The sequence below is a fragment of the Halomonas citrativorans genome, assembly GCF_014898005.1.
In the GTDB taxonomy this organism is placed as follows: domain Bacteria; phylum Pseudomonadota; class Gammaproteobacteria; order Pseudomonadales; family Halomonadaceae; genus Vreelandella; species Vreelandella citrativorans.
Window position 1 is genome coordinate 108,389 of sequence record NZ_JABUYX010000003.1, and the last position, 24,691, is coordinate 133,079.

Sequence of the window (24,691 nt, forward strand, 5' to 3'; positions counted from 1 at the left end):
GCGAACCGCTCAACAGCAGCCATGGCGGGTCATCGCCATGGCTGCTCCAGCGCCTTCCCCAAACAGCCCATAAACGCCAGGCACGCCTCAAGTTCGCTTTTCTCAATATATTCATCCGGCTGATGCGCTTGAGCGATACTGCCCGGACCCAGAATAATCGTTTGTAACCCTTGGCCTTGAAATTGCCCCGCCTCGGTGGCGTAGGCCACTGCGTGGTTGCAGCACTCACTTGGCAGGTGATCCTTGGCCAAGCGCAGTACGGCGTGATTATCTCGGTCGGCAAGGCCTGGTACCGTTACATTCAGCGGCTCGGTTACAACCTGTACGTCCTTGCCACGCGCCCTTAGCTCGGCACTTAACGTATCGGCATACGCTTCAAAACGCGCAAACACCTCATCAAACGTCTCGGTGGGCAGGTGGCGTATTTCCCACTCAAACTGGCACTCTCGCGCCATGATATTGATGGCCGTACCGCCCTTGATCTTGCCCACGTGGAGGCTGGTGTGGGGTACGTTGAACGCCTCATCCACTTTGCCCTCCTCCACCAACGCCGCCATGGTGTCTTCGATGAAGGTGACCAGTCGCGCTGCCACATGAATGGCCGAAGTGCCCTGGTTCACCTGACTGCTGTGCGCTTCGCGCCCTACGACGGTGGTGCGCAGATTAGTGGCGCCCTTCTGGGCCACGACGGGCTGCATGCTGGTCGGCTCACCAACAATGACGTGCGCGGTGGTTGAGTAGTGCTCGTAGAACCGTTTGATCAGCGCAGGCGCACCGACACAGCCAACCTCCTCGTCATAGGAAAAACCAAAATAGATCGGCTGCTGCAAAGGCGTTTTCACCCACGTGGGCACCATGGCAAGAGCGCAGGCAATGAAGCCTTTCATATCACAGGTGCCACGGCCGTAAAGCTTACCGTCTTGGCCATCATGCAGGGCGAAAGGATCTGTCGACCAGGGCTGGCCTTCCACCGGCACCACATCGGTATGGCCGGAGAGCATCACCCCACCTGGCGCATCAGGGCCTATACGGGCAATCAAGTTCGCCTTGGTGCCGCAGGGGCTCATCACCCGTTCGGAGGCGACGCCGTACTCTTCAAGATAAGCTTCGACAAATTCGATCAGCGCCAGGTTAGAGCCACGGGAGGTAGTATCGAAAGAGACCAGTTTGGTTAATAGCGCTATTGCGTCACTCATACGACTCTCATTAGTTATGCACATTGTCTCAACCCTATCATCGCCCTCGCAGAGCGCCTACTACCAATGCCCTTGGATAAAACCCAAAGCTTTTATAAAACCTTGGTCCAGTTAGCATTCATCAAAATGTCATCTACACTCATTATTGTTCAGTGCACCCACAAATCTTAAAAAACGCATTGTGCCACCTGGCTCGCGCCAGGCCCAAAAGGAGCTCACATGTCTCGTTTTATGTTACGCGCGTTATCTACTGGCATCACCGCGGCTACGCTGAGTGTTTCCGCCCACGCCGCTACCGAGATCACCTGGTGGCACTCCATGGGCGGCGAGCTGGGCGAGCGCTTGAGCGCGCTTGCCGAAGACTTCAATGCCACCCAGGATGGGTACCGTGTTACGCCCTCCTATCGGGGTGAATACGAACAAACCATGGTTAACACCATTGCCGCTTTCCGCGCAGGCGAGCAGCCCCACATCGTACAAATTTACGAAGTGGGCACCGGCACCATGATGGCCGCCCAGGGCGCTATCTATCCGGTGTTTGAGCTGATGGAAGAGCACGGCAACACCTTTGATCCGGCTGATTATCTGCCCGTGGTAACCGGTTACTACACCGACACCAACGGCAACATGCTCTCCATGCCGTTCAACTCGTCCACACCGATTCTTTACTACAACAAAGCCATTTTTGAAGCGGCTGGCCTCGACCCTGAATCACCGCCTACTACGTGGGCTGAGATGGGCGAGATGGGTCAACAGATTGTCGATGAAGGCGCGGCCTCTTGCGGCTTCACCATGGCCTATGCGGCCAACTGGGTCGGCCTTGAGAACTTCTCAGCGCTGCACAATCAGTCCATCGGCACCCAGGAAAACGGCTTCGGCGGTCTGGACACCGAGTTTGCCTTTAACGGCGACGTACAGGCGCGCTTTTGGGATCAGTTGAAAGAGTGGTCGGATAGCGGCGTCTACAGCTACGCAGGCCCAGCAAATGGCCCGGACGCGGCGCCCTCGTTCTATTCCAGCGACTGCGCGATGTACATGAACTCGTCAGCATCACGCGCCGATGTGTTGGCTAACTCCGACTTCGACGTAGGCTTTGGCATGCTGCCCTACTACGACGACGTAGACGGTGCACCGCAAAACTCAATCATCGGCGGCGCGACTCTGTGGGTGCTTTCCGGCCATGAAGACGACGAGTACACCGGCGTTGCTGAATTCCTTGAGTACCTCTCCTTGCCTGAAATTCAGGCCGAGTGGCACCAGGGCACCGGCTACCTGCCGATTACCACTGCCGCTTACGAGCTGAGCCAAGAGCAGGGTTACTACGACGAAAACCCAGGCGCGGATATCGCCATCGAGCAGATCAACTTAAACGAGCCGACAGAGAACTCCAAAGGCCTGCGCTTTGGCAACTACCCCCAAGTGCGCATGGTTCTGGACGAAGAGTTCCAGGCCGTACTAGCCGGCGACAAGAGCGGTCAGCAAGCGCTGGATGATGCGGCAAGCCGCGGCAATCAGATTCTTCGCGACTTTGAGGCAGCCAATAACTAAGCGCTTCTCGTTACTTGTCAACAAACCCCGGCTTTTATAGCCGGGGTTTGTTATAGGAGCCATCCCATACGCCCAAGTCACCGGGGCCTATGGGATGGCTTACTTCCTGGCAGCTGAGCACAGCGGCCAGCCGCACCAACGCCCGTACGACAGGATGTGTCATGCAGACCAAACGTTCCACCTATCAAAACCGGTGGCTCCCTTTCCTACTGTTAGCGCCGCAGTTGGCGATTACGCTGGTGTTTTTTATCTGGCCGGCAAGCCAGGCGGTTAAATCGAGTTTCGAGCGCACCGATGCGTTCGGCTTTAAAACAACGTTTGTCGGTCTGGAGAACTATGCACGCGTTCTGGCCGACCCCAGCTACCTGAACGCACTGGGGCGCACCGCGATTTTTTCCGTCTCAGTGACGGTACTTTCCATGAGCCTGGCGCTTTTACTGGCCGTTTGCGTCAACCGTGTGCTGAAGAGCGCCAAGTTCTATACCACGCTTCTGGTATGGCCTTACGCTGTTGCTCCGGTAGTAGCGGGTGTGTTGTGGTGGTTTCTGTTCAACCCCACCATCGGTCTTCTGCCGCATCTGCTCGACTGGTTCGGTATCAGCTGGAATCACCGCGTTTCGGGCTCTCAAGCCATGATTTTGATCACCATTGCCGCCGCTTGGAAGCAGATCTCCTATAACTTCCTGTTTTTCCTGGCAGGGCTGCAATCTGTTCCGCAGTCGCTCATGGAGGCAGCGGCCATTGATGGCGCGGGCCCCTTTAAGCGCTTTTGGACCATCGTGCTCCCGCTGCTATCGCCCACCACTTTCTTCCTGCTGATCATCAACATCAACTACGTGATGTTCGACACCTTCGGGGTGATCGATGCCACCACCGCTGGCGGGCCTGGCCAAGCCACCATGACATTGGTCTACAAGGTCTACACCGATGGCGTAGCGGGGCTGAATATAGGCTCCTCATCCGCCCAGTCGGTCATGCTGATGGGCATCGTGATTATCTTGACGTTTATCCAGTTCCGATACGTGGAACGCCGGGTCAACTACTAGTGCGTTAAGGAAGTAAACATGGTTGAAAACAGACCCTTTCTAAATATTCTGACCCACCTGGTGCTCATTGCAGGCGTATTGGTGGTGGCGTTCCCGGTGTATGTGGCCTTTATCGCCTCGACCCACGAATCCAGCGCCTTCGTGCGTGGGGTGTTGCCGCTGCTTCCCGGCGACAACATGTTTGCATCCTACCGGCAGATGCTCAGTTCCGGTTGGCAGGTAGGCGGCACGCCGCCGGTCTGGCTGATGCTGGGTAACTCGCTGATCATGGCACTGACGATTGCGATCGGTAAGATCGCTATTTCGATTCTTTCCGCTTTTGCGATTGTCTATTTCCGCTTTCCGTTTCGCATGCTGGCGTTCTGGATCATTTTTATCACGCTGATGCTGCCGGTCGAAGTGCGCATCATCCCCACCTACGCCGTTGTGGCAGATCTCGGCATGCTGAACTCCTATGCGGGCTTAACCCTGCCACTGATTGCCTCTGCTACCGCGACCTTCCTATTCCGCCAGTTCTTCATGACCGTGCCGGAAGAGCTGATGGAGGCCAGCCGAGTGGATGGCGCCGGGCCGATGAAGTTCTTCAAGGACATATTGCTGCCGGTATCGATCACCAATATCGCCGCTCTCTTTGTGATCATGTTTATTTACGGCTGGGTGCAGTACCTGTGGCCACTGCTGGTCACCACCGACGAAGACTTCTACACCATCGTGCTGGGCATCAAGCGCCTGATGGCCTCGTCCGACCGCGTACCCGCCTGGAACCTCATTATGGCGACCGTCACGCTTGCCATGCTGCCGCCGGTATTAGTGGTGCTGTTTATGCAGAAACTGTTCGTGAAAGGCCTGACCGAGACGGAGAAATAAGATGGCCAGTATTACCTTGGAAGGGCTTAGAAAAACCTACGCAGGCGACGTCCATGCCGTTAAAGGCATTGACCTGGCGATTGAAGACGGTGAGTTTGTGGTGCTGGTAGGCCCTTCAGGCTGCGGTAAATCCACGCTATTACGCATGGTGGCCGGGCTTGAAACGATTACCGACGGCACGCTCAAGATTGGTGATCGGGTGGTCAACAGTCTCGAACCCGCCGAGCGCGATATCGCCATGGTATTCCAAAACTACGCGCTCTATCCGCACATGACGGTGTACAACAACCTCGCTTACGGGTTGAAAAACCGCGGCTTTAAAAAACCCGAGATCGAAGAGCGGGTACGTAAAGCGGCCAAAATGCTTGAAATCGAAGAATTTCTTGCGCGCAAGCCGCGCAAGCTCTCCGGCGGTCAGCGCCAGCGCGTCGCCATGGGCCGGGCATTGGTGCGCGAGCCCGCGGCCTTCTTGTTCGACGAACCGCTCTCTAACCTGGATGCCAAGCTGCGTGTGCAGATGCGGGTGGAGATCAAGCAGCTTCAGCGGCGCTTGAAGACTACCAGCCTCTACGTAACCCACGACCAGTTAGAAGCGATGACGCTGGGCGATCGCTTAGTGGTGCTTAGCGCTGGCAAAATCGAGCAGGTAGGCACGCCCATGGAGATCTACGCGCGCCCTGCGTCGATGTTCGTGGCAGGGTTTATCGGCTCGCCTGCGATGAACATGGTGCCGCTTGAGTACCTGCAAACGCGCGGCACCCATGACCTGCTAGACGATCTTCCCGCCGAGACCGACACAGTCGGCATTCGCCCGGACGATATGCGCCTATCGCCACCCAATGCCCCCCACCTGGTGGTCGACTCCACGCTTGAGCTTTTTGAAGCCGCCGGCGCCGAAAGCCACCTTTACGTGCGGCTCGCCGACAGCGACCAGCCCACTGTGATTCGGGTGAGTGGCCAGCCGCCGGTCAACGAAGGCGAAACGCTACGCTTCTATGTCACCCGCGAAGCGCTGCACCCGTTTAACAGTGTAACCGGCCAGCGCGCGGGGGATTGACTCGCCTTTTACGAAAACAACAGCCAGTAGAAAAAGAGCAAGTAAAAAGGGGCGCTATAGGCTAGGTTTGAGAAAGCATTATTGACTATTATCCACTTTGGCGCCCCTATAGATGCGAATGGGTCTTCTACCATGCGTCCTAAACCCTCCTTACTCGATGCCCTTTACCGTACTCATGCCAGACGTGTTCAGGCCACCCTGATCCGTCTGCTGGGAGACTTCGAGCTTGCCGAGGAAGCCATGCAAGATGCCTTTGTCGCCGCAGCTCAACAGTGGCCTGCCAAAGGCGCCCCCGATAACCCTCAGGCGTGGCTGATCCGCACCGGCTATTACTGCGGAATCGATCAAATTCGTCGACGCAGTACAGCACGACGCCGGGCACATTTGCTATTACCGATGGAAGAAACCTGGGAATTCGACGATGTCGCTATCGCAGATGACTCACTGCGGCTGCTGTTTACCTGCTGCCACCCAAGCTTAAGCATAGAAGCACGCCTTGCGCTAACACTACGAGAGATGTGCGGGCTAACCACCGAACAAGTCGCCCGTGCCCTACTGATGAAACCTTCAACCGTGGCACAGCGCATCGTACGGGCAAAACGCAAGATTCGCGATGCGCATATTCCCTATGCGGTACCTGCGCCGGAGGCATTGCCCGAGCGTTTGCCGGACGTACTCCAGATTATTTACCTGGTTTTCAATGAAGGTTATTCAAGCAGTAGCGGCACGGCGGTGGTCGATATCAGCCTGACCCGCGAGGCGCTACGTCTTGGCGAGGAACTGGCAGCGTTGCTACCCCAGGGTGAAGTGTTTGGGCTACTGGCACTCATGCTGCTTACTAACGCCCGCCGGGATGCCCGCCAGGATCAACAAGGCGGCCTGGTCACACTGGAAGCGCAAAACAGGCGCTTATGGCACCAGAAGGAAATTCACACAGGTATTGAGTGGCTCGAACAGGCACTCGCCCTTACCCCTGTTGGTTTTTATACCCTCCAAGCCTCAATTGCCGCCGTACACGCCCAAGCCCATGACCCTGGGCAAACCGACTGGGCACGGGTTGTCCGGCTGTATGACGCTTTATGCCGCCATTACCCATCGCCTGTCCTGACCTTGAATCGCGCGGTGGCCGTTGCCATGCATGATTCCCCAGCAACCGGATTGAGCCTGCTTGATGAGCTATCTCATCATCCTCAACTCTCTCGCTACTATTTATTGTATGCGGCACAGGCGGATTTGCTACGTCGACAGGGCAACAATGACGCCGCGCGCGATGCCTACCAAAAGGCGCTGACACTAACCACTCAGTATCCAGAAAAACGCTTTTTGCTCGACAGATTGACCGAACTTTAAGCATCGCTATAAAAACATCGTTATAAAAAAATAATCTGCAGGCCTGTCGATTTGCGAACACGCCAGACGTCTAGAGAGTATCCACCACAATAAAAGAGACTCTCAATGAAATTCATGCTGATACGGCGTGCCGATGCGGCCACCGAAAATGGCGTTATGCCATCCCAGGAAATGCTTGCCGCCATGGCTGATTACAACGAGCGCATGATGCAAGCCGGTGTACTCGTAAGCGGCAACGGCTTACATCCAACAAGCGATGGCTGCCTGATCCAGTTCAATAACGGCACTCCCACTATCCTCCCCGGCCCTCTGGCTCCTGCCAGTGAGCGTATCGCTGGTTATAGCGTGCTGGAGACACCTTCACTTGACGTCGCTTTGGAGTGGGCACAACAGTGGCCAACGCTGGATGCCGACGGCAACGTACTCCTTGAGCTAAGGCGCTACTTTACACTTGAGGAGTTTGAGCCCGGCGCAGGCCTGGATAAGCATCACGACCATGCTCGCGTACCGGATGCCATGAATGTGTATGTCGCCTTTCCTGGCACCTGCCGGGAAGCCATGCAGTTCTATGCCGACGTGCTCGGCGGCCACATAGAGTGCTTGCTGACTTACGCAGAAACCCCAGCAGCGGAACATGTCCCCCCTTCACTGCATGACCGCATCATCCACGCCTCGCTGAACCTACGCGGTCGTCGCTTGATGGGCGCCGACATGGCGCCTGAACAGTACATGCCACCACAAGGCGTGCAGATTCAGCTGGAGTATCAGGAGATCGAGCAAGCCTCCCTAACCTTTACACGGCTTGCCGAAGGCGGAGAGGTGATCATGCCTTTTGAACCAACATTCTGGTCTGCAGGGTTTGGCATGGCCACTGACCGCTTTGGCGTGCAGTGGATGATCAATGTGTCGGCGGATAGTTGCCTTTCTACTGAAGGAGAAACGCCATGAAATATGCGGCCTTAGTGTACTACCAGGAACAACTTATTAGTGCCATGAGCGACCAGGCGTGGCATGACCTTAATCAGGAGTGCATCGCGGGGGTAGAGCGATTGAGTGCTCAAGGAAATTACCTAGCCGGTGAAGCGCTGCAGCCAATAGACACTGCTACCACGGTGCGTGTACGCAATGGCGAGACAGTGATTACCGACGGCCCGTTTGCGGAAACCAAAGAACAGCTGGCCGGTTTTTACCTGCTCGAAGCGCGTGATTTAAACGAGGCCCTACAGCTAGCCAGCCGCATTCCACCCGCGAGACTCGGCAGCATTGAAGTACGCCCCATTCGAGAACTCCCGCCCAAAGCCCAGACTGGAGAAGCATCATGAGCACCACCACTCAACGCTATATTGATGGTTTCGTCGCGGCCGTGCCCACGGCTAATAAAGAAATATTCATCGAGCACGCCCGTGTTGCTGCCGAAGTTTTCAAAGAGCATGGCGCGCTGCGGGTAGTCGAGTGCTGGGGCGAGGATGTCCCCGAAGGGGAAATCACCTCTTACTCCATGGCTGTTCAGCGCAAGGATAATGAAACCATTATCTTTTCGTGGATCGAATGGCCATCCCGCGCCGTGCATGATGAGGCGATGCCCAAGGTCATGAAGGACCCGCGCTTACAGCCGGATATCAATCCAATGCCGTTTGATGGCAAGCGGGCGATATTCGGTAGTTTTGCCACGCTTATCGATGAGTGACCAAGCTTCTGCCTGGCTTTCATGACTCTGAATAAGGGCCGCCTCTGCGTAACGTCCGGACGGCCCGTCATCCACGTTTAATGCTGGCGAGCCTGGTCAGTGATGCGCCCTTCGACCTGATAATCCACGCCACCTAACGAAACCATATAGTCACGCAACATTTCCCAGTCGGTATTGCCAACAATGGTGCTGCGCTCATCCTCATAGGCGGCTTCTAACGCGGTATGGCTGTCGCCACCAGCTGCGGTAAAATGGTTGGTGGCGATGGTGTAGGTACTTTCAGGGTCTACCGGCTGCAACATGCCATTCTGCGTCACCTTCAGGCTTACAACGCGCTCACCAACGGGTTGGCGACTGTCATATACCAACTCGGTACCGTTCGACACCTGCAGGAAACCGCCGTTTTCATCCGGGGCATTTGCCAGTCCAATCTCGAACGTTTCCAAAAGCTCCGCGCCCGTCACGCTCACCAGCGCCAGGCGATTGCCAAACGGCTGCACGGCAACCAGCTCACCCACACTCACATCACCCTGGGCGATGGGCTCACGAATACCGCCGCTATTTTGAATGGCCAGCACGGTTCCCGGGTTCACCCGGCGGGCAGCAACAAGCTGACCATCGGCAATCAGATTTCCCAGCGCCGTTTCATCGGCACGCACGCTCTGTTCATCACCCTTGCCGTGGCGGGGGTTAGGCAGGGCTGAAACCACCCGAGCGCCCACCAGCGTATCGCGTACCTCCTCAATTTTCGCGGTATACGGCGCCAAGAGGGCGGCAGCTTCGGCGTCTGGCTCGCGCTCTGCGGTGGCAAGCAGCTCCCCGTTAGCCTCCAGTACGTTGCCATTATCATCGAACGTTACCTGCATGACGCCCAGGTGCTGACCGTACTCGCCTGCCTGACCAATCACGGTGGGCGCTATCGGCTCGCCCCGGTCGTTTTCGGTTAGCATAACAGGGGCTTGCAAGTGAGTATGGCTGTGCCCGCCGATGATCACGTCCACTCCTTCCACATGCTGGGCGAGCAGCAGGTCATTGCCCATACTCGGGTCGCTGTCGTAACCTAGGTGAGTAAGCGCGACGATCTTGTTGACCCCTTGGGCTTCAAACGCTTCCACCATCGCTTCAGCGGCCGCCCTATAATCGCTAATGGTTACCTTACCGGGGCTGGAGACGGTCTCGCTGCCTTGCGTGCTTAGCCCGAAGATGCCGATTCGCTCGCCACCTTGCTCTACCACAATGCCATCGTAAAGGTGGCCAGGCTTAGGCTTATGTTCGAGCCCAGTGCTGATCGAATTGCCTAGTAGATCGGCAAACTCGGGCGAGGTAGAGAAGTCCAGATTCGCGCCCACAATGGGGAAGTCAGCGGCGGTAAAGAAAGCCGCAAGAGCCTGATGGCCCTCTTCCGGATCGCCCAGGTCGAACTCATGGTTACCGGGCACGAACGCGTCATAGCCCATCAGGTTCATGAACTCGACGGCGTCCTGCCCTTGGTATTCGGTGAAATAGAGCGTACCCGAAAAGATATCCCCAGCGTACAGCAGCAAGCCATCGCCGAACCGCTCGCGCGCCTCGTCCAGCGTGGTGATGAGCTGAGGGTAGTGGTCGGTACGTCCGTGCAGGTCATTGGTATGAAAAATGGTCAGCGTATAGGGCGCAGCATACGCCGAGGTAGTCAGCAGCCCCGCCGCTATCCCTAGCGTAATACTGTGAGGAATAAGACGCATCAGTATGGTTCCTTTTATATAAGCGTTATAGCAAAACGATAGCGTGCCCTAAAAGCCTGACAAATTGGTGACGGTCCTTATGCATGTCATTTCAGCGCACTCATTTACCTTAGCTTAAGTGATACAAAAATAGCCTTTTACCTCATTTTGCTCACGGCAACAGGCAGACTAAATAGTCCTCACTGTTCCAACCACCATGTCATGAGATAGAGATAAAACCGTCATCTTCGCTACACCCAAGTGTCATCAACAGCTGCCACTCTATGGAGCCATCACTCCATGCTAGGCAAGCTACAGCTGCGTTGCCTCTGATATCTCCTCTCTTGGGAAGCTCACAATGCACAAGTCACTCCTCGCGCTTGCACTCTCCACCGCCGCAACGCTGGCAACGACCGCCACCACCTACGCCAATGAAGATTTAAGCGACATCTGTCCTAATCCGCTGCGTATGGCCGACACGGGGATTGAAGGCATGGGGCCACTGGCAGAAGCGTTTGGCCCCTTCGCTGAGGCGTTTGAGGAAACGACCGGACTTGAGCTTAAGATGTTTAGCCTAAGCAACCGTACGGCGGCGGGAACAGCGCTTCAATATGACGATGTGGACCTGGTATTTGCCGGTCCTTCGGAATTCGTGCTGTTCGATCGCGAAAGCGATATTGAAATCCTGTTCGCCATCGAGCGCCCACACTATGGCAGCAGCTTCTATGTGCCCGCCGATAGCGATATCGAATCTCTTGAAGATTTAGCAGGCAATCGCGTAGCGCTGAAGGATGTTGGCTCTACCAGTGGACATATTTTCCCAAGCCAAATGCTGGTGGATGCCGGGCTGGATATTAACCGGGACCTGGAAATTATCATGGCTGGCGACGCGCGTATTGCTGCCCTGATCAATGGCGATGTCGATGCCATGGGCGGCGGCAATCGCGACATTGATGAGATTCAGGCAATGGATCCTAACGGCGAATACCGTGTTATCGCCACTAGCGATGTACTGCCTGGCGACCCCGTGGTTATGCGGGGCTCTTTAGATGATGCCTGTAAAACAGCACTGCGTGACACGCTAAATGCCAATGCCGATACGCTGTGGAGTGCATTGATTGCCACAGAGCGCAACGAAGGCAAATTCTTAAACCGAGACTCATCGCTGGGCTTTGACCGCACCAATGAAGATTACGACGTAGTCCGTCAAGCGTACGAAGCCGCGGGCATTCCCCTTTAACGGTTAGTTACTCAACATGCACAAGGACGTGCCGTTTAAAGGTTTCAACATGATGGCCTATAACCTCCCCCTCCTGGCAGTAACGCAGGAGGTTTTTGTATGAATGCGATCACGATTACTGACTTGCATAAATACTACGCAAAGCTTCATGTACTACGCGGCTTAAATCTCAGCGTTACTCAAGGCGAATGCGTTATTTTGCTGGGCGCCAATGGGTGCGGCAAATCGACGTTGATGCGCTGTCTCAACGGATTGGCCCCCCACGACCAAGGCAGTATCCACATCCTGGGTGAGCCGCTAACGCGCCTGTCGACAGCCCAAATGCGCAGGCTGCGCCAGAAAATAGGCGTTGTGTTCCAGCAGTTCAATCTGGTGCAAAACGTGAGTGTTTTTCAAAACGTTTTATACGGTGCACTTGGCCAGCAGCGTTTAGGACTTCTCACCAGCCTTGCCTGTTTCGCCAGTGATGAGCTGCGCGAGCGGGCGATGGCGGCGCTTGAGCGAGTAGGGTTGGCGCATAAAGCACAGGCTGAATGTCGGGCACTTTCAGGCGGCCAACAGCAGCGCGTGGCCATCGCCAGAACACTTATGCAGGATGCCGAAATTATTATTGCCGATGAGCCTGTTGCCAGCCTTGATCCTAAAGCCGGCCGTGAAATCATGGATTTATTGCTGGATGTCGTGACAGAGCGAGGCATGACGGTGCTCTGCACGCTGCATCAGCTAGAGCTCGCCCAGCAATACGGCGACCGTATTGTGGGGATGAAAGCAGGAAGAATTGTCCTGGACTCGCCACGCCAACAGGTCGAATTAGACGATATGCAGCAACTGTATCAAGGCGAGACCCGTGTCGATCAACCACTGCTTTCGACCCCTACTCGTTTAACGCCCGTTCCCCACTAACTGCCGAGAGCAGCCCATGCCTACTAATCGTCCGCTTGCGACGGCGTTGCCGCCCCGATTTAAACGACCGTCACTGTTTACCTGGGGTATTGCGCTGGCGTTTTTAGCCCTGTTTATTCAAGGCACCATGGCGACCAACGTCACGCTTGAGCGCTTGCTGCGCGGGGTCGTGAATCTGAGCCATTTTTTGGGCCGCGCTTTCCCTCCCGATCTCAGCAATCTAGATGTATTGGCATGGTCGATGTTTGAAACGCTAAACATTGCCATTGTGGGCGTGACGATTGGGGTAATACTTAGCCTACCGTTTGCCTTGCTGTCGGCGCGTAATACCACCCCCGCCTCCTGGGTTCGCACCCTAACGCGGTTTATTGTTTCGACGATGCGCACCATTCCAGATTTGATTTGGGCGCTTATTTTCGTGGTGGCCGTTGGCTTGGGCCCCATGGCTGGCGTGCTGGCGATCATCATGGACACCATTGGTTTTGCAGCGCGCTTTTTCTCGGAACGTATCGAAGAAGTCCACCCGGGCCCTTCTGAAGCGCTTAGCGCTACCGGTGCGGGTAAGCTTTCAGTGATCGGCGGCGCAATTTTGCCGGAGACGCTGGCTTCCATGACCGCGACTAGCCTATATAGCGTCGAAAAGGCCCTGCGCTCAGCGGTTACGTTAGGCCTGGTCGGCGCTGGCGGCATCGGTGTTGAGTTAGCTGCTGCCATGCGGCTTTTCAATTTTGATCGCGCACTGACTATTATTCTATTCATTCTGGTGGTCGTGATTGCCTTTGAGCAATTGTCCTCACAAATCCGGAAACGAGTGATTTAGCGCACAATCAAATATAAGCGCTTACTTATCTAAAATCGCCGTTGGCTGTCACTATAAATGCGCTAATACAGAAGGCCGCGGCGTCTCCGGAATACTCATTCAAATTCCCCTTTCACGCTTTAACTTAAGTTCAATCCCGGGCCGCCCGCTTTTACAACCCTCCCCCCTTGACTACCTTTTGACCAATACATCTGCGCATTAAAGAGGACTGATACCAGGATAAAAAACAAGGGATCCATGGAGGAATGCCCACATGAACCGACCGTGCACGATTACGTTTGATGATAAAACATTAACCGGCAACGCCGATGAACCGCTAATCGACTTTCTAAAAGCCCAAGGCATTAACTTACCCAGCGTCTGCTATCACCCCTCCCTGGGGCCTATCGAAACCTGCGATACGTGCTGGGTTAATGTTAACGGCGAGATAAAACGAGGCTGTACGCTGCGTACCGAAGAGGGTCTTAACGTTTCCAGCCAAGACAGAGAGGCCGAAGCCGCTCGCCATGAAGGAATGGATCGCTTGTTAGCCAAGCACGAGCTTTACTGCACCGTATGCGAGAACAACAATGGCGACTGCACGGTGCACAATGCACTGGTAGAAATGCAGATACCCATCCAGCGCTACGAATTCACGCCCAAGCCTCATGAAAAGGATACTTCTAGCCCTTTCTACACCTACGACCCGGACCAGTGCATTCTGTGCGGCCAATGCGTGGAAGCGTGCCAAAACGTCGAAGTTAATGAGACGCTGAGCATCGACTTTTCCAGCGAAAACCCGCGCGTACTCTGGGATGGTGGCGAAAAGATCAACGACTCAAGCTGCGTACATTGCGGCCACTGTGTAACGGTTTGTCCGTGTAATGCGCTGCAGGAAAACAGCATGTACGGCCAGACAGGCCCGCTGACCGCACTGCCCTGGTCGCTTAAACGGCCGATGATTGAAATAGTCAAGGAAGTCGAAAACACCACCAGCGCCATACCCATCACCGGTGTTTCAGAACTGGATGCCGCTTTGCGCGAGCCGGGCATCAAACGTACAAAAACGGTATGCACCTACTGCGGTGTAGGCTGCGCGTTTGAGATGTGGACCCGTGATCGCAACATTCTTAAGGTTCAGCCCACGCCAGATGCCCCGGCTAACGGTATCTCCACCTGCATCAAGGGCAAATTTGCCTGGGACTTTGTAAACAGTGAAAAACGCCTCACGACACCGCTGATTCGGGAAAAGGGTCAGTTCCGTGAAGCCAGTTGGGACGAAGCGCTGGATCTGGTGGCGAGCCAACTGATAAGCGTGCGCGACACCCACGGCCCACAGAGCGTGGGCTTTATTGGCTCCAGTAAAGCCAGCAACGAAGAGGCCTACCTAACGCAGAAAATTGCCCGGCTGATTATTGGTACCAACAGCGTGGATAACTCATCCCGCTACTGCCAAAACCCGGCGACTAAAGGGCTTTTCCGCACTGTGGGTTACGGTGGCGACGCCGGTACCATCAAGGACATAGAGCAGGCTGAAGTAATGGTGCTGGTAGGCAGTAATACCGCCGAAAACCACCCAGTGATTGCCTCGCGCATCAAGTCCTCACAGAAGCTGCATGGCCAAAAGCTGGTGGTGTTCGACCCGCGCAAACATGAAATGGCCGAGCGGGCGAATCTTTTCATGCGCCCCAATGTCAGCACCGATTTAATCTGGGCGTCGGCGCTATCACGCTATATGTTCGATAACGACCTGGCCGACCATGAATTCCTCGGGCGCTGGGTCAATAACGTCGATGAGTATCGTGAATCGCTGACGCCGTTTACGCTTGATTTTGCCGAGCAGAAAACCGGCATTCCCAAACAGCAATTGATTGAGGCCGCTGAATTAATCGGCCGGGCAAAACGTGTCTGCCTGCTATGGGCCATGGGAATTACGCAGCATAGCCACGGTTCGGATACCAGCACCGCGCTCTCCAACCTGCTGTTGGTCACGGGTAACTACGGCAAACCGGGCACCGGTGGCTACCCCATGCGCGGTCATAACAATGTGCAGGGGGCCAGCGACTTTGGCTGCCTGCGCAATATGTATCCAGGCTATGAAAAGGTTACCGACGAAGACGCCCGTAAGCGGTGGGCCAAAGGGTGGGGCGTTAAGCCTGAACAGCTCTCCAGTGAAATCGGTTATGGCAACTTCCTGATGGTGCAAGCCGCCGCCGAGGACAAGCTTAAAGCCATGTACATTATTGGCGAGGAAACGGCCTTCTCCGACTCCAATACCCATAACGTCCATTCCGCGTTTGAAAGTCTCGATTTTATGGTAGTGCAGGATGTCTTCTTGAGCCGTACCGCAGAGTTTGCCGATGTCGTGCTGCCCGCCTGCCCCAGCGTCGAGAAAGACGGCTCCTTTGTTAATACCGAGCGGCGTATTCAGCGCTTCTACCAAGTGCTTGATCCACTGGGCGACAGCCGCCCAGATTGGCGTATTTTAACGGACCTTGCCGCGCAAATGGGCCACGACTGGGGCTATAACCACCCCTCCGAGATCATGGCAGAGTGCGCATCTATATCCCCCATGTTCGCGGGGGTCAGCTACGAGCGCCTGGAAGGCTGGAAGTCGTTGCTCTGGCCGGTTGCCGAGGACGGCACCGATACGCCACTGCTGTATACCGATGGATTTCCGACGGAGGATGGCAAAGCTAGCCTGTTTCCGCTGGAGTGGAAAGAGCCTTCAGAGGCCTCGGATAAAGAGTACGGCCTAATGTTGAACAACGGTCGTCTGTTGGAACAGTTTCAGGGAACCAATCAGACTGGCCGCTCGCCGGGTATTTGTGACCAGGTAGCCCATGGGTTTGTTGAAGTTAGCCCCGAGCTTGCCGCCGAGCGCGGGATCGAAGACGGCACATGGGTCAAGATAGCTTCACGTCGGGATAGCATTGAGTTTCCAGCTATCGTCACCGAGCGTGCCGCAGGAAAAACTCTTTTTATGCCCATTCACTTCGGCAAACTGGGGGTTAACTCGCTGACCGGCGAACATAACGACCCCGATGTGCAAACACCTGCCTATAAGGAAGTTGCCGTAAAGCTTGAAGTGCTCGACAAACACACCGCCCTCCCGCTCCCCAGTAACAACTACCGCTACGGCCACCGTACGCCCAATAAGGGCGTTGCGGTCGAGGTCAAATGGGCAAAGGATGACTACCAGCTTCCGCCTGCCCAGCAAACCAATCCGAGGAAAATGTGATGGCCGAACGAATTTCCTACGACGTGCCGCCGCCTACTATCGGCCCGGATGCTCAGGAGGAACTTGATAGGCTGGTGCAAACGCTCCATGAGCACGGTCTGCTGCGGTTTGCCAATGACATGGTTGCCTCTAATCATGAGCTAATGCGTATTGCGGTAGACGGGTTAAATAAACCCGGCTCGCTTAACACTATTCAGAACTTATCGGTCATCGTGATGACGCTTTCAACGCTACCACCAGATCGGTTTTACCAAGTGATGTTTGCGCTTAAAGAGGGAATTGAGCAGGTTGGCAACCATCGCCATGAGGACAAGGCCAAGCACAAGGAGCAAGCACGAAGCCAGGACAAAGAGAAAGAAGAAAAAGACAGCGCCCCCGGCATCACCGGGGTGTATCACATGCTCAAAGATGACGAGCTGTGGTATGCCCTTAAACCGATTCTGGCAGGCCTGCGGGCTTTTTCCGAGCGGCTGGACCAGCCCATAGATAAACCGGTGACGGATTTCACCAGCAAGCCTACCGAAGGGCCTTAAACATATTGCTTAAGGCTGTGTATGGTTATTAACGGTGGCGTGAGTTTAATCCTTCTCAAGATAGACAGTCCGAGAGGGGAAGGCAAAATCGGCGTCATGACCATGCACGATAGTGATGATATTAAGGTAGATATCTTGCTGGATCGCCAGCCATTCAGCCCATTTCGTGGTCCTGGTAAAACCATAGACCATAATATTTAGTGAGGAATCCGCAAATTCGTTGAAGTAGACGAGGAGAGTCTGCGTGAAATCAATGCCGTCGTGCTTCTGAAGCATCGCGCGAATATCGTTGACGACGGCGGCAACCTTGTCGGCATCCTCGTACCTGAGGCCGACCGTAGTACTGATGCGCCTGTTACGCATCTGCCCCGGATTTTCGACGCTGATCGTTGAGAAAACGGAGTTAGGGACGAAGAGCGGGCGGTTATCGAAGGTGATGATCTTCGTCATTCTCCAACCGATTTCCTCGACGGTACCCTCAATATTACGGTCTGGAGAACGAATCCAGTCGCCAAACTTGAAGGGGCGGTCGAAATAGAGCATCACGCCGGAGAAAACATTGCTTAGAACATCCCGTCCGGCAATACCGATGGCGATACCGCCGAAGCCGCCAAAGGCCAAGAGGCCCGAAAAGCTCAGGCCCAGATGTTCACCGAACAAAAGCAGTAACACCAGCACCATTGCAAGTTTAAGGATGCGAGCGATGCTTGTGGCCGAGGTTTTATCGCTTCCCTTCGTTACCTGATCGGCCGTCAGGCGGTTAATCAGCAGGAAGGTTTGCTGCATGGCGGTCAGACCAATAGCCACCAAGGTCAGGTCGTCAATGATATCCGGCTTTATGGCGGAGACCTTTCTGTCGACCAGTATCTGATTGATGGTCTTGTTCAGAGTCAGCAGGAAACCCGCATTCGCGGCGAACAGAACAACGTGAACGGAGATGCTGTGGGACCAGCTCTTTCTTTTCCGCATGATAAAACCGGAGGCCAGCGCGACCGTCAGAAAAGCTATCAAGAGCCCCGCATTTATCCAGTCGTTGATCATCATGTTTCCGTTCCTTGTTCCAGGCGCCGCCAATTTCGCCCAGCTTCATCGCCATGTAAACCCGTGTTCATTCATAAATACCCATCCGGGCATGGCAAATCTTCTTTATTAAAACGTTATTAGAGCCTAATTAAACATATCACTTCTTAGCAACGCACTACCAATATGCTCAAGCCAAATCACACAACGTAGTGGCATGCGCCCACGACTCTTTTTAGTTGTCCGTGACAACCCTATTGTCCTAATAACACTGCAGCTCACCCAGCGGTAAAAAAATAACCAACGAATCTTTTATTATAAAATTCCTCTTTCAGTCGCTTTTATCAGGTTGTAATTGTCGGGTCCCGCGTGATTGACAACCCGTTTGGTAAATAACTCAGGTCGCTTGGCCTGCCACTCCTTCATCGCCGCGATCGGTGATTGATGATGCAGCGCCTTCTGCGGGATATGGTGATTGTACAGCCAACAGTACCGCTTTAGCGTCTGTTCCAGGTCCTCGCCTGAGGTATACCGTCGAGTGGCCAGCACGTCGCTGATGCGGCCGTTGAACCGTTCTACCATACCGTTCGTCTGCGGCCTTCCCGGCTTGATCAGGCGATGGTCGATACCATGGGCCTGGCACTCCTGGTCGAACGGGTGGCGGCCGCTAGGCTTACGTTCACCGGCCCTTGTGAAGCGATCCGTGAAGGACTTACCGTTGTCGGTCAGCACTGTCTGAATCTTGAAGGGGCTCTTCTCTTCCACTCGCTTCATGAACGCCCGTGCATCCTTCGCGGACTGGCTGTGTCTGACTTCCAGATACACCCAGCGCGTTGCCCGATCGATGGCCACGTACAGGTAGCGTTTCTGCTGCTCGTCAGGCATCTGGGGCAGGTGCTTGATGTCGATATGCACGTACCCGGGCTCGTAGTCCTTGAACGGCTTGTGCCGAGGTCTCGCGTCATCGCCGGCATCCTGCCGTGCCAGGTTCGCCAGCGTTGGCACCTCACGCCGCTTGAGCATGCGGTGCAAGCCGGAGCGTGACAACCGAGGATTCAGGAACTCACGTGCCACGACGAGGAGGTCATCCAGGCCGAGACGAAGGAATTCGCGGGCGGCGATCAGCACGTCTTCCTGCTCGGTAGTGAGCGTGGCCAGCAGGTTGTGGCGTGTATGCGGCCGGTCATGGACATCGTCGCGGTATCGCCAGCGGCGTATGGTCGAGTCGGATACGCCATACTGACGGGCCAACTCGCTATCCGTGATGCTGGCGGGTGCTGCCTGGATCTCGGCACGGATTTTCGGTGTCGTGGTCGCCTGCTTATGCAGCTTGATGTCCATGAACCTGCTCCCGGATGAATTGCTGTAGAAGCTCTCTGGCTGCCAGCAAAGGATAACTCCTATAGCTCATTTGATCATCCGGAACCCAACATGTAATCTCTTAATAATAACGTCGTTAAAAGCAGGCCTATCAATAATTAAATAAACGGCGATTGATATTTGTGTCACTAGTTTTTCACTGTCCTGACTTGGCAATGTCATCGTTACCGACCACACTAAGTTAAAATATGATTAAGGGGCGTATCGTTTATGCGGCTATGTATTGTGAGTGAAACGTGGTCACCCGATATCAATGGCGTTGCGCACACGCTAAGCCGCATTAACCACGAACTGCACCAGCAGGGCGTAACGGTCGATGTGATTCGCCCACGCCCCAAAGTACCCGGAAGCGCTACGCATATTGCCCAGGAAATGCAGGTTAAATCTGTCGCTTTACCTGGCTATGCGGAAGTACAGGTAGGCTTGGTAACGCCCGCTAAGCTGCGCCGTTTCTGGCGTAAGTACCGTCCTGATACGATCTATCTTGCTACCCAAGGCCCGCTTGGCTGGGCAGCACGACATGCGGCGAGGAAACTCAATATTCCTCTGGTGGCGGGCTGGCATACCAACTTTGACCACTACTGCCACGATTACGGCGTGTCGTGGTTATCCTCCGCCACGCGGCGCTATTTGCGCTACTTTCATAATGGCTGTACCACCACGCTGGTCCCCACCCATTTACAAGCCGAGACGCTACGCCGCCAAGGCATCCACGGCGTTCAAGTGCTGTCGCGCGGAATCGACGGAGAGCGCTTTTCACCCACTTTTCGAGATAGCGCGTTACGCCGTCAATGGGGAGTGAGTGACCATCAGCCCGTGGCCGTTTATGTCGGTCGTTTAGCCGCTGAGAAAAACCTCACGCTACTCCAGGAAACACTGCAAGCCATGCGTGAAGTGCGCCCGGATATGGCCCAGGTCATTGTGGGCGATGGCCCAGCGCGTACGCAGCTTGAAAAGGCGCTACCTGATGCACACTTCACCGGGTTCATCGATAAACATGAATTAGCCCGCCACTATGCTAGCGCCGATATCTTTGTCTTCCCTTCGCTGTCAGAAACCTGGGGCAATGTGATTACGGAAGCCATGGCCAGTGGTCTGGCTGTTGTGGCCTATCAATACGCAGCAAGCGCTGAACTGATCGAAAATGATCAAAACGGAATGACGATAGCGCTTGATGATGGCGACGCATTTCAGCAAGCGGCGGTCGAGCTTTGCCAACACCCCGCCGACTATGCACGGCTAGGGCGTGTTGCGCGCCATCGCGCACTTGAGCAAAGCTGGTCGGGCATTGCAGACCAGTTTATGCAGTACCTTCAGCAAGCCCAGGAGAATTATCATGCGTCCGCGCCCGCTTGTCGTATTCGATCGTCTTGATTTACTGGAGTGGCGTCTCTGCCAGCGGGTGACACGACTCAACCTGTTTCGCCCGTGGCGAATTCTCTTGCAAGCCGCCAGCCGAATAGGTGACTGGCCTATCTGGGTACTGCTGATAGCCGCTCAGCCTTGGCTACAGCCGGATGGAATCTGGCGTATGGTGCAATACACCAGCATCGCACTGCTGGCGATGGCGGCTTATCGCTTAATCAAAACGCGCCTGTGCCGCGAGCGGCCCTTTATTACCTACCTGGGTGGCGTGCATTGCGGTGAGCCTGCGCGTGACCGTTACAGTTTCCCCAGTGGCCACACCATGCACGCCGTAATGTTTAGCGTACTGGTGGCGGCTCATACGCCGTGGCTACTTCCTTTGGTGGTGCCACTGGCCCTGCTAATTGCCGTTTCCCGTGTTGGCCTCGGGCTCCACTACATTAGCGATGTTCTTGCAGGCGCCGCTATGGGTTATGGCTTTGCTCTACTTAGCCTCTATTGGGCAGGCTAAGCATTAACTATTCGCCAATTTAACCACGACGCACTACGTTAAAACCAACCCTGTCATTTACTTGGTCTTGTGAAGACGGCATACGTCCTCTCGCATTCATTAAGGAGTGATGTGATGACCATGACGGTTGGTGAACTTTTTATTGCACTGGTGATTATCTCTCTCGCGCTCGTCGCAAGTAATGCGCTGCGGCTTCGGATTGGTTGGCTACGTAGGCTGTTCTTACCCAGTTCCGTCATTGCTGGTCTTGTGCTTTTATTGATGGGCCCGGACGTTATCGGCCGCTTGCTGCCTACTTTTTTTGAAGAGAGCCCCGGCCTTTTCCCCGCGTATGTACAAGAGAGCTGGTCTGCGCTACCTGGCCTTTTGATCAACGTGGTATTTGCTGCCCTCTTTATCGGTAAAACGATTCCTGGCATTCGTACTATTTGGCTGCGCGCAGGCCCCCAGGTCGTTGTTGGCCAAACAATGGCGTGGGGTCAATACGTGGTGGGTTTGACGCTGGCGCTGTTGATACTTGCTCCCTTGTTTAACATGAACCCCATGGCGGGTGCCCTTATTGAAATTGGCTTTGAAGGCGGCCATGGTACGGCCGCTGGCATGGCCGATACGTTCGCTGACCTGGGGTTTGAAGAAGGCGCTGACCTTGCACTTGGTCTCGCCACCGTGGGCATTGTTTCCGGTGTACTCATTGGCACGCTCATGATTAATATTGCCGCGCGCCGCAACATCATTACGCCCAGCAACGAGAACGATGAACCTGATGACATGATCCGTGAGGACAGTCGTCCTTCTACTGAAGAGTTTAGCGAATTTAAAAAAGACCTCATGCATGAAGCAGGAACCACTGACCCGCTTAGCCTGCATATTGGGTTGGTGGGCATTGCCATTTTAATAGGTTGGCTGCTGCTCTCTGGCCTGCAGTGGATTGAGCAAGCCACCTGGGCAAGCAATGGAGGTCTTGAGATATTAGCGCATGTGCCGCTATTTCCTATCGCGATGATTGGCGGCGTCATCGTCCAGTTAGTGATCACGCGCTTTGGCCTGGAGCACCATGTTTCCACACGCACCATGGCGCGAATTGCTGGCACCGCGCTTGATTTCACCATTGTCGCAGCACTGGCCACGCTGTCACTCACCACCCTAGGGGAGTACTTCCTGCCCTTTTTACTGCTTGCCGTCGCTGGCATTGCCTGGGGGTTATTCGTTCTTATCGTGATTGCCCCCCGAGTAATTCCAGAAGGCTGGTTTGAGCGGGGCATTGGAGACTTTGGACAATCCATGGGGGTCACGGTGACGGGCTTATTGCTGATGAGAATGGCTGACCCCAGCAATAAATCCGGCGCGCTTGAGAGCTTTGGCTATAAGCAGCTTATGTTTGAACCGGTGGTAGGTGGTGGGTTATTTACCGCCGCTGCTCTGCCCTTGATAGGCGAGTTTGGTGCGCTCGCTATACTGGGCTTTTCGGCTATTTTAACCGTTGGCTGGTTAGTCTTTGGCCTGCTGTACTTCGGACGCATGGTGCCCGACAGAGGCCGTGGCCGCTGGCAGAAACAGTAGCCCGCCGCGTTATGCTCACCCCAAACGATCATGCCCACTTGCGTGGGCATGATCGTTTAGTGTACGTATTCTTTTTAGAACGCGCCGTTGGGCGGTAACCATCAAATGTCGGGCGGTATGTCTTCGTGGTTGTCTGTTGTGACCATAAAAGAACTTTTAAACATCATGTATAACCCGATGGCGGAAAACACCAAGAACAGCACAAACATGCATAACATCAATCCCATCGCCATAACGCTTGTTCCTGAAATGCGCGGCTACTGCATTGGCATGTTCTAACCGCTTAGATTTAGTGTGCTGCAAGGATAGACTAAATCGGCGGCGTCATCTGTACAAATCTTTTGCAAATTATAGCCAGGAATCAACAATTTTATAATTTTCAACAACTTAAAAAACACACACAACGCAAAAAAACCACAACGCTTACGCGAAATGGTCATTTTGCATCTCAGCCAATCCCTGGCCTCGACGATTAGCATATCCTTATGCTAATACAAATGAGCGGGTGAATGTCCTTTAACGTCCTGTTCTTCTACTTGGCTCCTGCCTTCCCTTGCTTCCTATCAATCCGCTCATGTTGTTCCTACTCATAATACTGCAGGCTTTAGGCCAACTGCCAACATAAAAACAAAAAACAAACAAAATCAAAAGTTTGAAATAAAAAACACTTTCCTAAAAACAACGAAAACCCTCTTTAGCCGTGTGTAAAAAAGGCACATGCGACAAAAATACCTGCTCATCGAATGGTCACCGTGACACCAATCACCACTTGGGAAGCTGAACGTTTGGCTATTGCTCACTTTATTTCGGCAAAAACGTACTACTTCTTACCCTAACGTGTTATTGCTGGCTAATATAAAGAGAAGGCAAGATACTTCGAAGGCGCGCTTGGTATGGGCTACTGCGTTGCTGATGGCAGCCTTACTGTTTTATGCAAGAATGGTTTTACGCAGGACTGTTTCTACTCACGACTATTTCTGATCAACAAGAAGGGATCATTCAATGAAACGCACATGGGCGATGGGTGTAGTGCTATTAACCACACTGCTGGCGATCAGCGGTTGTAATACGATTCATGGCGCGGGAGAGGATATCTCGGAAGGCGGCCAGGCGATTGAAAGAGCAGCGGAATAACCATAATGATGACCGTCTATCTTTCACACGGCCTGGAAAGCGGGCCCGGTGCCTTGAAAATTCAGGCACTCAAAGGGATCGCCGAAACGCTCGATGATTGTGAGCCGGTCGTTATGGATTACCGTGGCATGGCAGAGCCCCCCAGGCGGCTGGATCACCTGTTGGATACTCTGTCAAAACGCAATGATAACCCCGCAGCGTGTGTGCTAGCGGGTTCAAGCCTGGGAGGATGGCTGAGCGCTGCGGTTAGCGCTCAGCATCCCCTTTTAGGTTGTTTTTTACTTGCCCCTGCGCTTGGCTTACCGGCATACCCTGAAACCTCGCCGATGATTCAGGCTCAGCTTACCCATATCATCCACGGCTGGCAGGATGATGTCGTGCTGCCCGGCCCCGTTATTGAACGCGCCCAGTTACAACAACTCTCGTTACGGATGGTCAATGACGACCATCGTCTTCACGCTAGCCTGGACACCATACTGAGCGACTTTGAGCGTTTTCTAATGCAGTGCCAAGCGCTTACCAAGCAATCAATGCTCGTTTAGCGCGCACAG

The 24,691-nt window shown here is 54.5% G+C and carries 23 protein-coding genes; 18 read left to right on the plus strand and 5 right to left on the minus strand.

The window, feature by feature from the left end:
* Positions 1-29: 29 nt before the first annotated feature.
* Positions 30-1,196, minus strand: a complete 1,167-nt coding sequence (argE, locus tag INT20_RS05575) for an acetylornithine deacetylase (RefSeq protein ID WP_193056560.1) — start codon at positions 1,194-1,196, stop codon at positions 30-32.
* Positions 1,197-1,415: 219 nt separating this feature from the next.
* On the opposite strand from argE, the gene ugpB reads away from it, so the two are divergent.
* Positions 1,416-2,744, plus strand: coding sequence for a sn-glycerol-3-phosphate ABC transporter substrate-binding protein UgpB (gene ugpB, locus INT20_RS05580; RefSeq protein ID WP_193056561.1), 1,329 nt, complete (start codon positions 1,416-1,418; stop codon positions 2,742-2,744).
* A 34-nt stretch (positions 2,745-2,778) separates the two neighbouring features.
* Here ugpB and INT20_RS18215 read toward each other — a convergent pair whose 3' ends face one another.
* Positions 2,779-2,907, minus strand: coding sequence for a hypothetical protein (locus INT20_RS18215; protein ID WP_254908609.1), 129 nt, complete (start codon positions 2,905-2,907; stop codon positions 2,779-2,781).
* Here INT20_RS18215 and ugpA point away from each other — a divergent pair.
* The 7 genes from ugpA to INT20_RS05615 all read left to right on the plus strand — a co-directional run bounded on the left by ugpA (position 2,906) and on the right by INT20_RS05615 (position 8,751).
* Positions 2,906-3,790, plus strand: a complete 885-nt coding sequence (gene ugpA, locus INT20_RS05585; protein WP_193053612.1) for a sn-glycerol-3-phosphate ABC transporter permease UgpA — start codon at positions 2,906-2,908, stop codon at positions 3,788-3,790. The genes INT20_RS18215 and ugpA overlap by 2 nt on opposite strands.
* 18 nt (positions 3,791-3,808) lie before the next feature.
* Positions 3,809-4,657, plus strand: a complete 849-nt coding sequence (gene ugpE / locus INT20_RS05590) for a sn-glycerol-3-phosphate ABC transporter permease UgpE (RefSeq protein WP_193053613.1) — start codon at positions 3,809-3,811, stop codon at positions 4,655-4,657.
* A 1-nt stretch (position 4,658) separates the two neighbouring features.
* Entirely contained in the window at positions 4,659-5,714 is a 1,056-nt protein-coding gene (locus INT20_RS05595) for a sn-glycerol-3-phosphate import ATP-binding protein UgpC (RefSeq protein ID WP_193056562.1), read from the plus strand.
* Positions 5,715-5,846: 132 nt separating this feature from the next.
* Complete coding sequence (locus INT20_RS05600; protein WP_193056563.1) at positions 5,847-7,064, plus strand: RNA polymerase sigma factor; 1,218 nt, start codon at positions 5,847-5,849, stop codon at positions 7,062-7,064.
* Positions 7,065-7,169: 105 nt separating this feature from the next.
* The gene (locus INT20_RS05605; RefSeq protein ID WP_193056564.1) at positions 7,170-8,012 is read left to right on the plus strand and encodes a YciI family protein; all 843 of its coding nucleotides are present in this window, start codon (positions 7,170-7,172) and stop codon (positions 8,010-8,012) included.
* Positions 8,009-8,386, plus strand: coding sequence for a YciI family protein (locus INT20_RS05610; RefSeq protein ID WP_193056565.1), 378 nt, complete (start codon positions 8,009-8,011; stop codon positions 8,384-8,386). The genes INT20_RS05605 and INT20_RS05610 overlap by 4 nt, the downstream gene beginning before the upstream one ends.
* The gene (locus INT20_RS05615; protein ID WP_193053616.1) at positions 8,383-8,751 is read left to right on the plus strand and encodes a DUF1428 domain-containing protein; all 369 of its coding nucleotides are present in this window, start codon (positions 8,383-8,385) and stop codon (positions 8,749-8,751) included. Before INT20_RS05610 ends, INT20_RS05615 begins: the two co-directional genes overlap by 4 nt.
* A gap of 77 nt (positions 8,752-8,828) precedes the next feature.
* Here the strand turns inward: INT20_RS05615 and INT20_RS05620 are convergent, their stop codons facing one another.
* Complete coding sequence (locus INT20_RS05620) at positions 8,829-10,475, minus strand: bifunctional metallophosphatase/5'-nucleotidase (RefSeq protein WP_193056566.1); 1,647 nt, start codon at positions 10,473-10,475, stop codon at positions 8,829-8,831.
* 337 nt (positions 10,476-10,812) lie between these two features.
* Here INT20_RS05620 and phnD point away from each other — a divergent pair, with 337 nt between their 5' ends.
* The 5 genes from phnD to INT20_RS05645 all read left to right on the plus strand — a co-directional run bounded on the left by phnD (position 10,813) and on the right by INT20_RS05645 (position 17,170).
* Positions 10,813-11,694, plus strand: coding sequence for a phosphate/phosphite/phosphonate ABC transporter substrate-binding protein (gene phnD / locus INT20_RS05625; protein WP_193056567.1), 882 nt, complete (start codon positions 10,813-10,815; stop codon positions 11,692-11,694).
* A 99-nt stretch (positions 11,695-11,793) separates the two neighbouring features.
* On the plus strand, positions 11,794-12,597 hold the full coding sequence (phnC, locus tag INT20_RS05630) for a phosphonate ABC transporter ATP-binding protein (protein WP_193056568.1): 804 nt from the start codon (positions 11,794-11,796) through the stop codon (positions 12,595-12,597).
* Positions 12,598-12,613: 16 nt separating this feature from the next.
* Positions 12,614-13,417 carry a phosphonate ABC transporter, permease protein PhnE gene (phnE, locus tag INT20_RS05635; RefSeq protein ID WP_193056569.1) on the plus strand — a complete coding sequence of 268 codons (804 nt, stop codon included), beginning with the start codon at positions 12,614-12,616 and terminating at the stop codon, positions 13,415-13,417.
* 253 nt (positions 13,418-13,670) lie between these two features.
* Positions 13,671-16,637 (plus strand): formate dehydrogenase subunit alpha, encoded by a 2,967-nt coding sequence (gene fdhF / locus INT20_RS05640; RefSeq protein WP_193056570.1) that lies wholly within the window; start codon positions 13,671-13,673, stop codon positions 16,635-16,637.
* Positions 16,637-17,170, plus strand: a complete 534-nt coding sequence (locus tag INT20_RS05645) for a DUF1641 domain-containing protein (protein WP_193053622.1) — start codon at positions 16,637-16,639, stop codon at positions 17,168-17,170. Before fdhF ends, INT20_RS05645 begins: the two co-directional genes overlap by 1 nt.
* Positions 17,171-17,215: 45 nt before the next feature.
* On the opposite strand, the gene INT20_RS05650 is transcribed toward INT20_RS05645, so the two are convergent.
* Positions 17,216-18,214, minus strand: a complete 999-nt coding sequence (locus INT20_RS05650; RefSeq protein ID WP_193053623.1) for a mechanosensitive ion channel family protein — start codon at positions 18,212-18,214, stop codon at positions 17,216-17,218.
* Positions 18,215-18,505: 291 nt separating this feature from the next.
* Positions 18,506-19,531: an IS481 family transposase gene (locus tag INT20_RS05655; RefSeq protein WP_193056571.1), complete on the minus strand. Its 1,026-nt coding sequence runs from the start codon at positions 19,529-19,531 to the stop codon at positions 18,506-18,508.
* A gap of 249 nt (positions 19,532-19,780) precedes the next feature.
* Between INT20_RS05655 and INT20_RS05660 the strand changes: the two genes are divergently transcribed.
* The 5 genes from INT20_RS05660 to INT20_RS05680 all read left to right on the plus strand — a co-directional run bounded on the left by INT20_RS05660 (position 19,781) and on the right by INT20_RS05680 (position 24,682).
* The gene (locus INT20_RS05660; RefSeq protein WP_193056572.1) at positions 19,781-20,944 is read left to right on the plus strand and encodes a glycosyltransferase family 4 protein; all 1,164 of its coding nucleotides are present in this window, start codon (positions 19,781-19,783) and stop codon (positions 20,942-20,944) included.
* A complete protein-coding gene (locus INT20_RS05665) occupies positions 20,907-21,446 on the plus strand; it encodes a phosphatase PAP2 family protein (protein WP_172117678.1) in 540 nt (179 codons plus the stop codon). The genes INT20_RS05660 and INT20_RS05665 overlap by 38 nt, the downstream gene beginning before the upstream one ends.
* Before the next feature lie 114 nt (positions 21,447-21,560).
* The gene (locus INT20_RS05670) at positions 21,561-23,006 is read left to right on the plus strand and encodes a sodium/glutamate symporter (protein WP_193053625.1); all 1,446 of its coding nucleotides are present in this window, start codon (positions 21,561-21,563) and stop codon (positions 23,004-23,006) included.
* A gap of 1,002 nt (positions 23,007-24,008) precedes the next feature.
* On the plus strand, positions 24,009-24,140 hold the full coding sequence (locus INT20_RS05675) for an entericidin A/B family lipoprotein (protein ID WP_087108872.1): 132 nt from the start codon (positions 24,009-24,011) through the stop codon (positions 24,138-24,140).
* A 5-nt stretch (positions 24,141-24,145) separates the two neighbouring features.
* Complete coding sequence (locus INT20_RS05680) at positions 24,146-24,682, plus strand: YqiA/YcfP family alpha/beta fold hydrolase (protein ID WP_172117680.1); 537 nt, start codon at positions 24,146-24,148, stop codon at positions 24,680-24,682.
* Positions 24,683-24,691 lie beyond the last annotated feature (9 nt).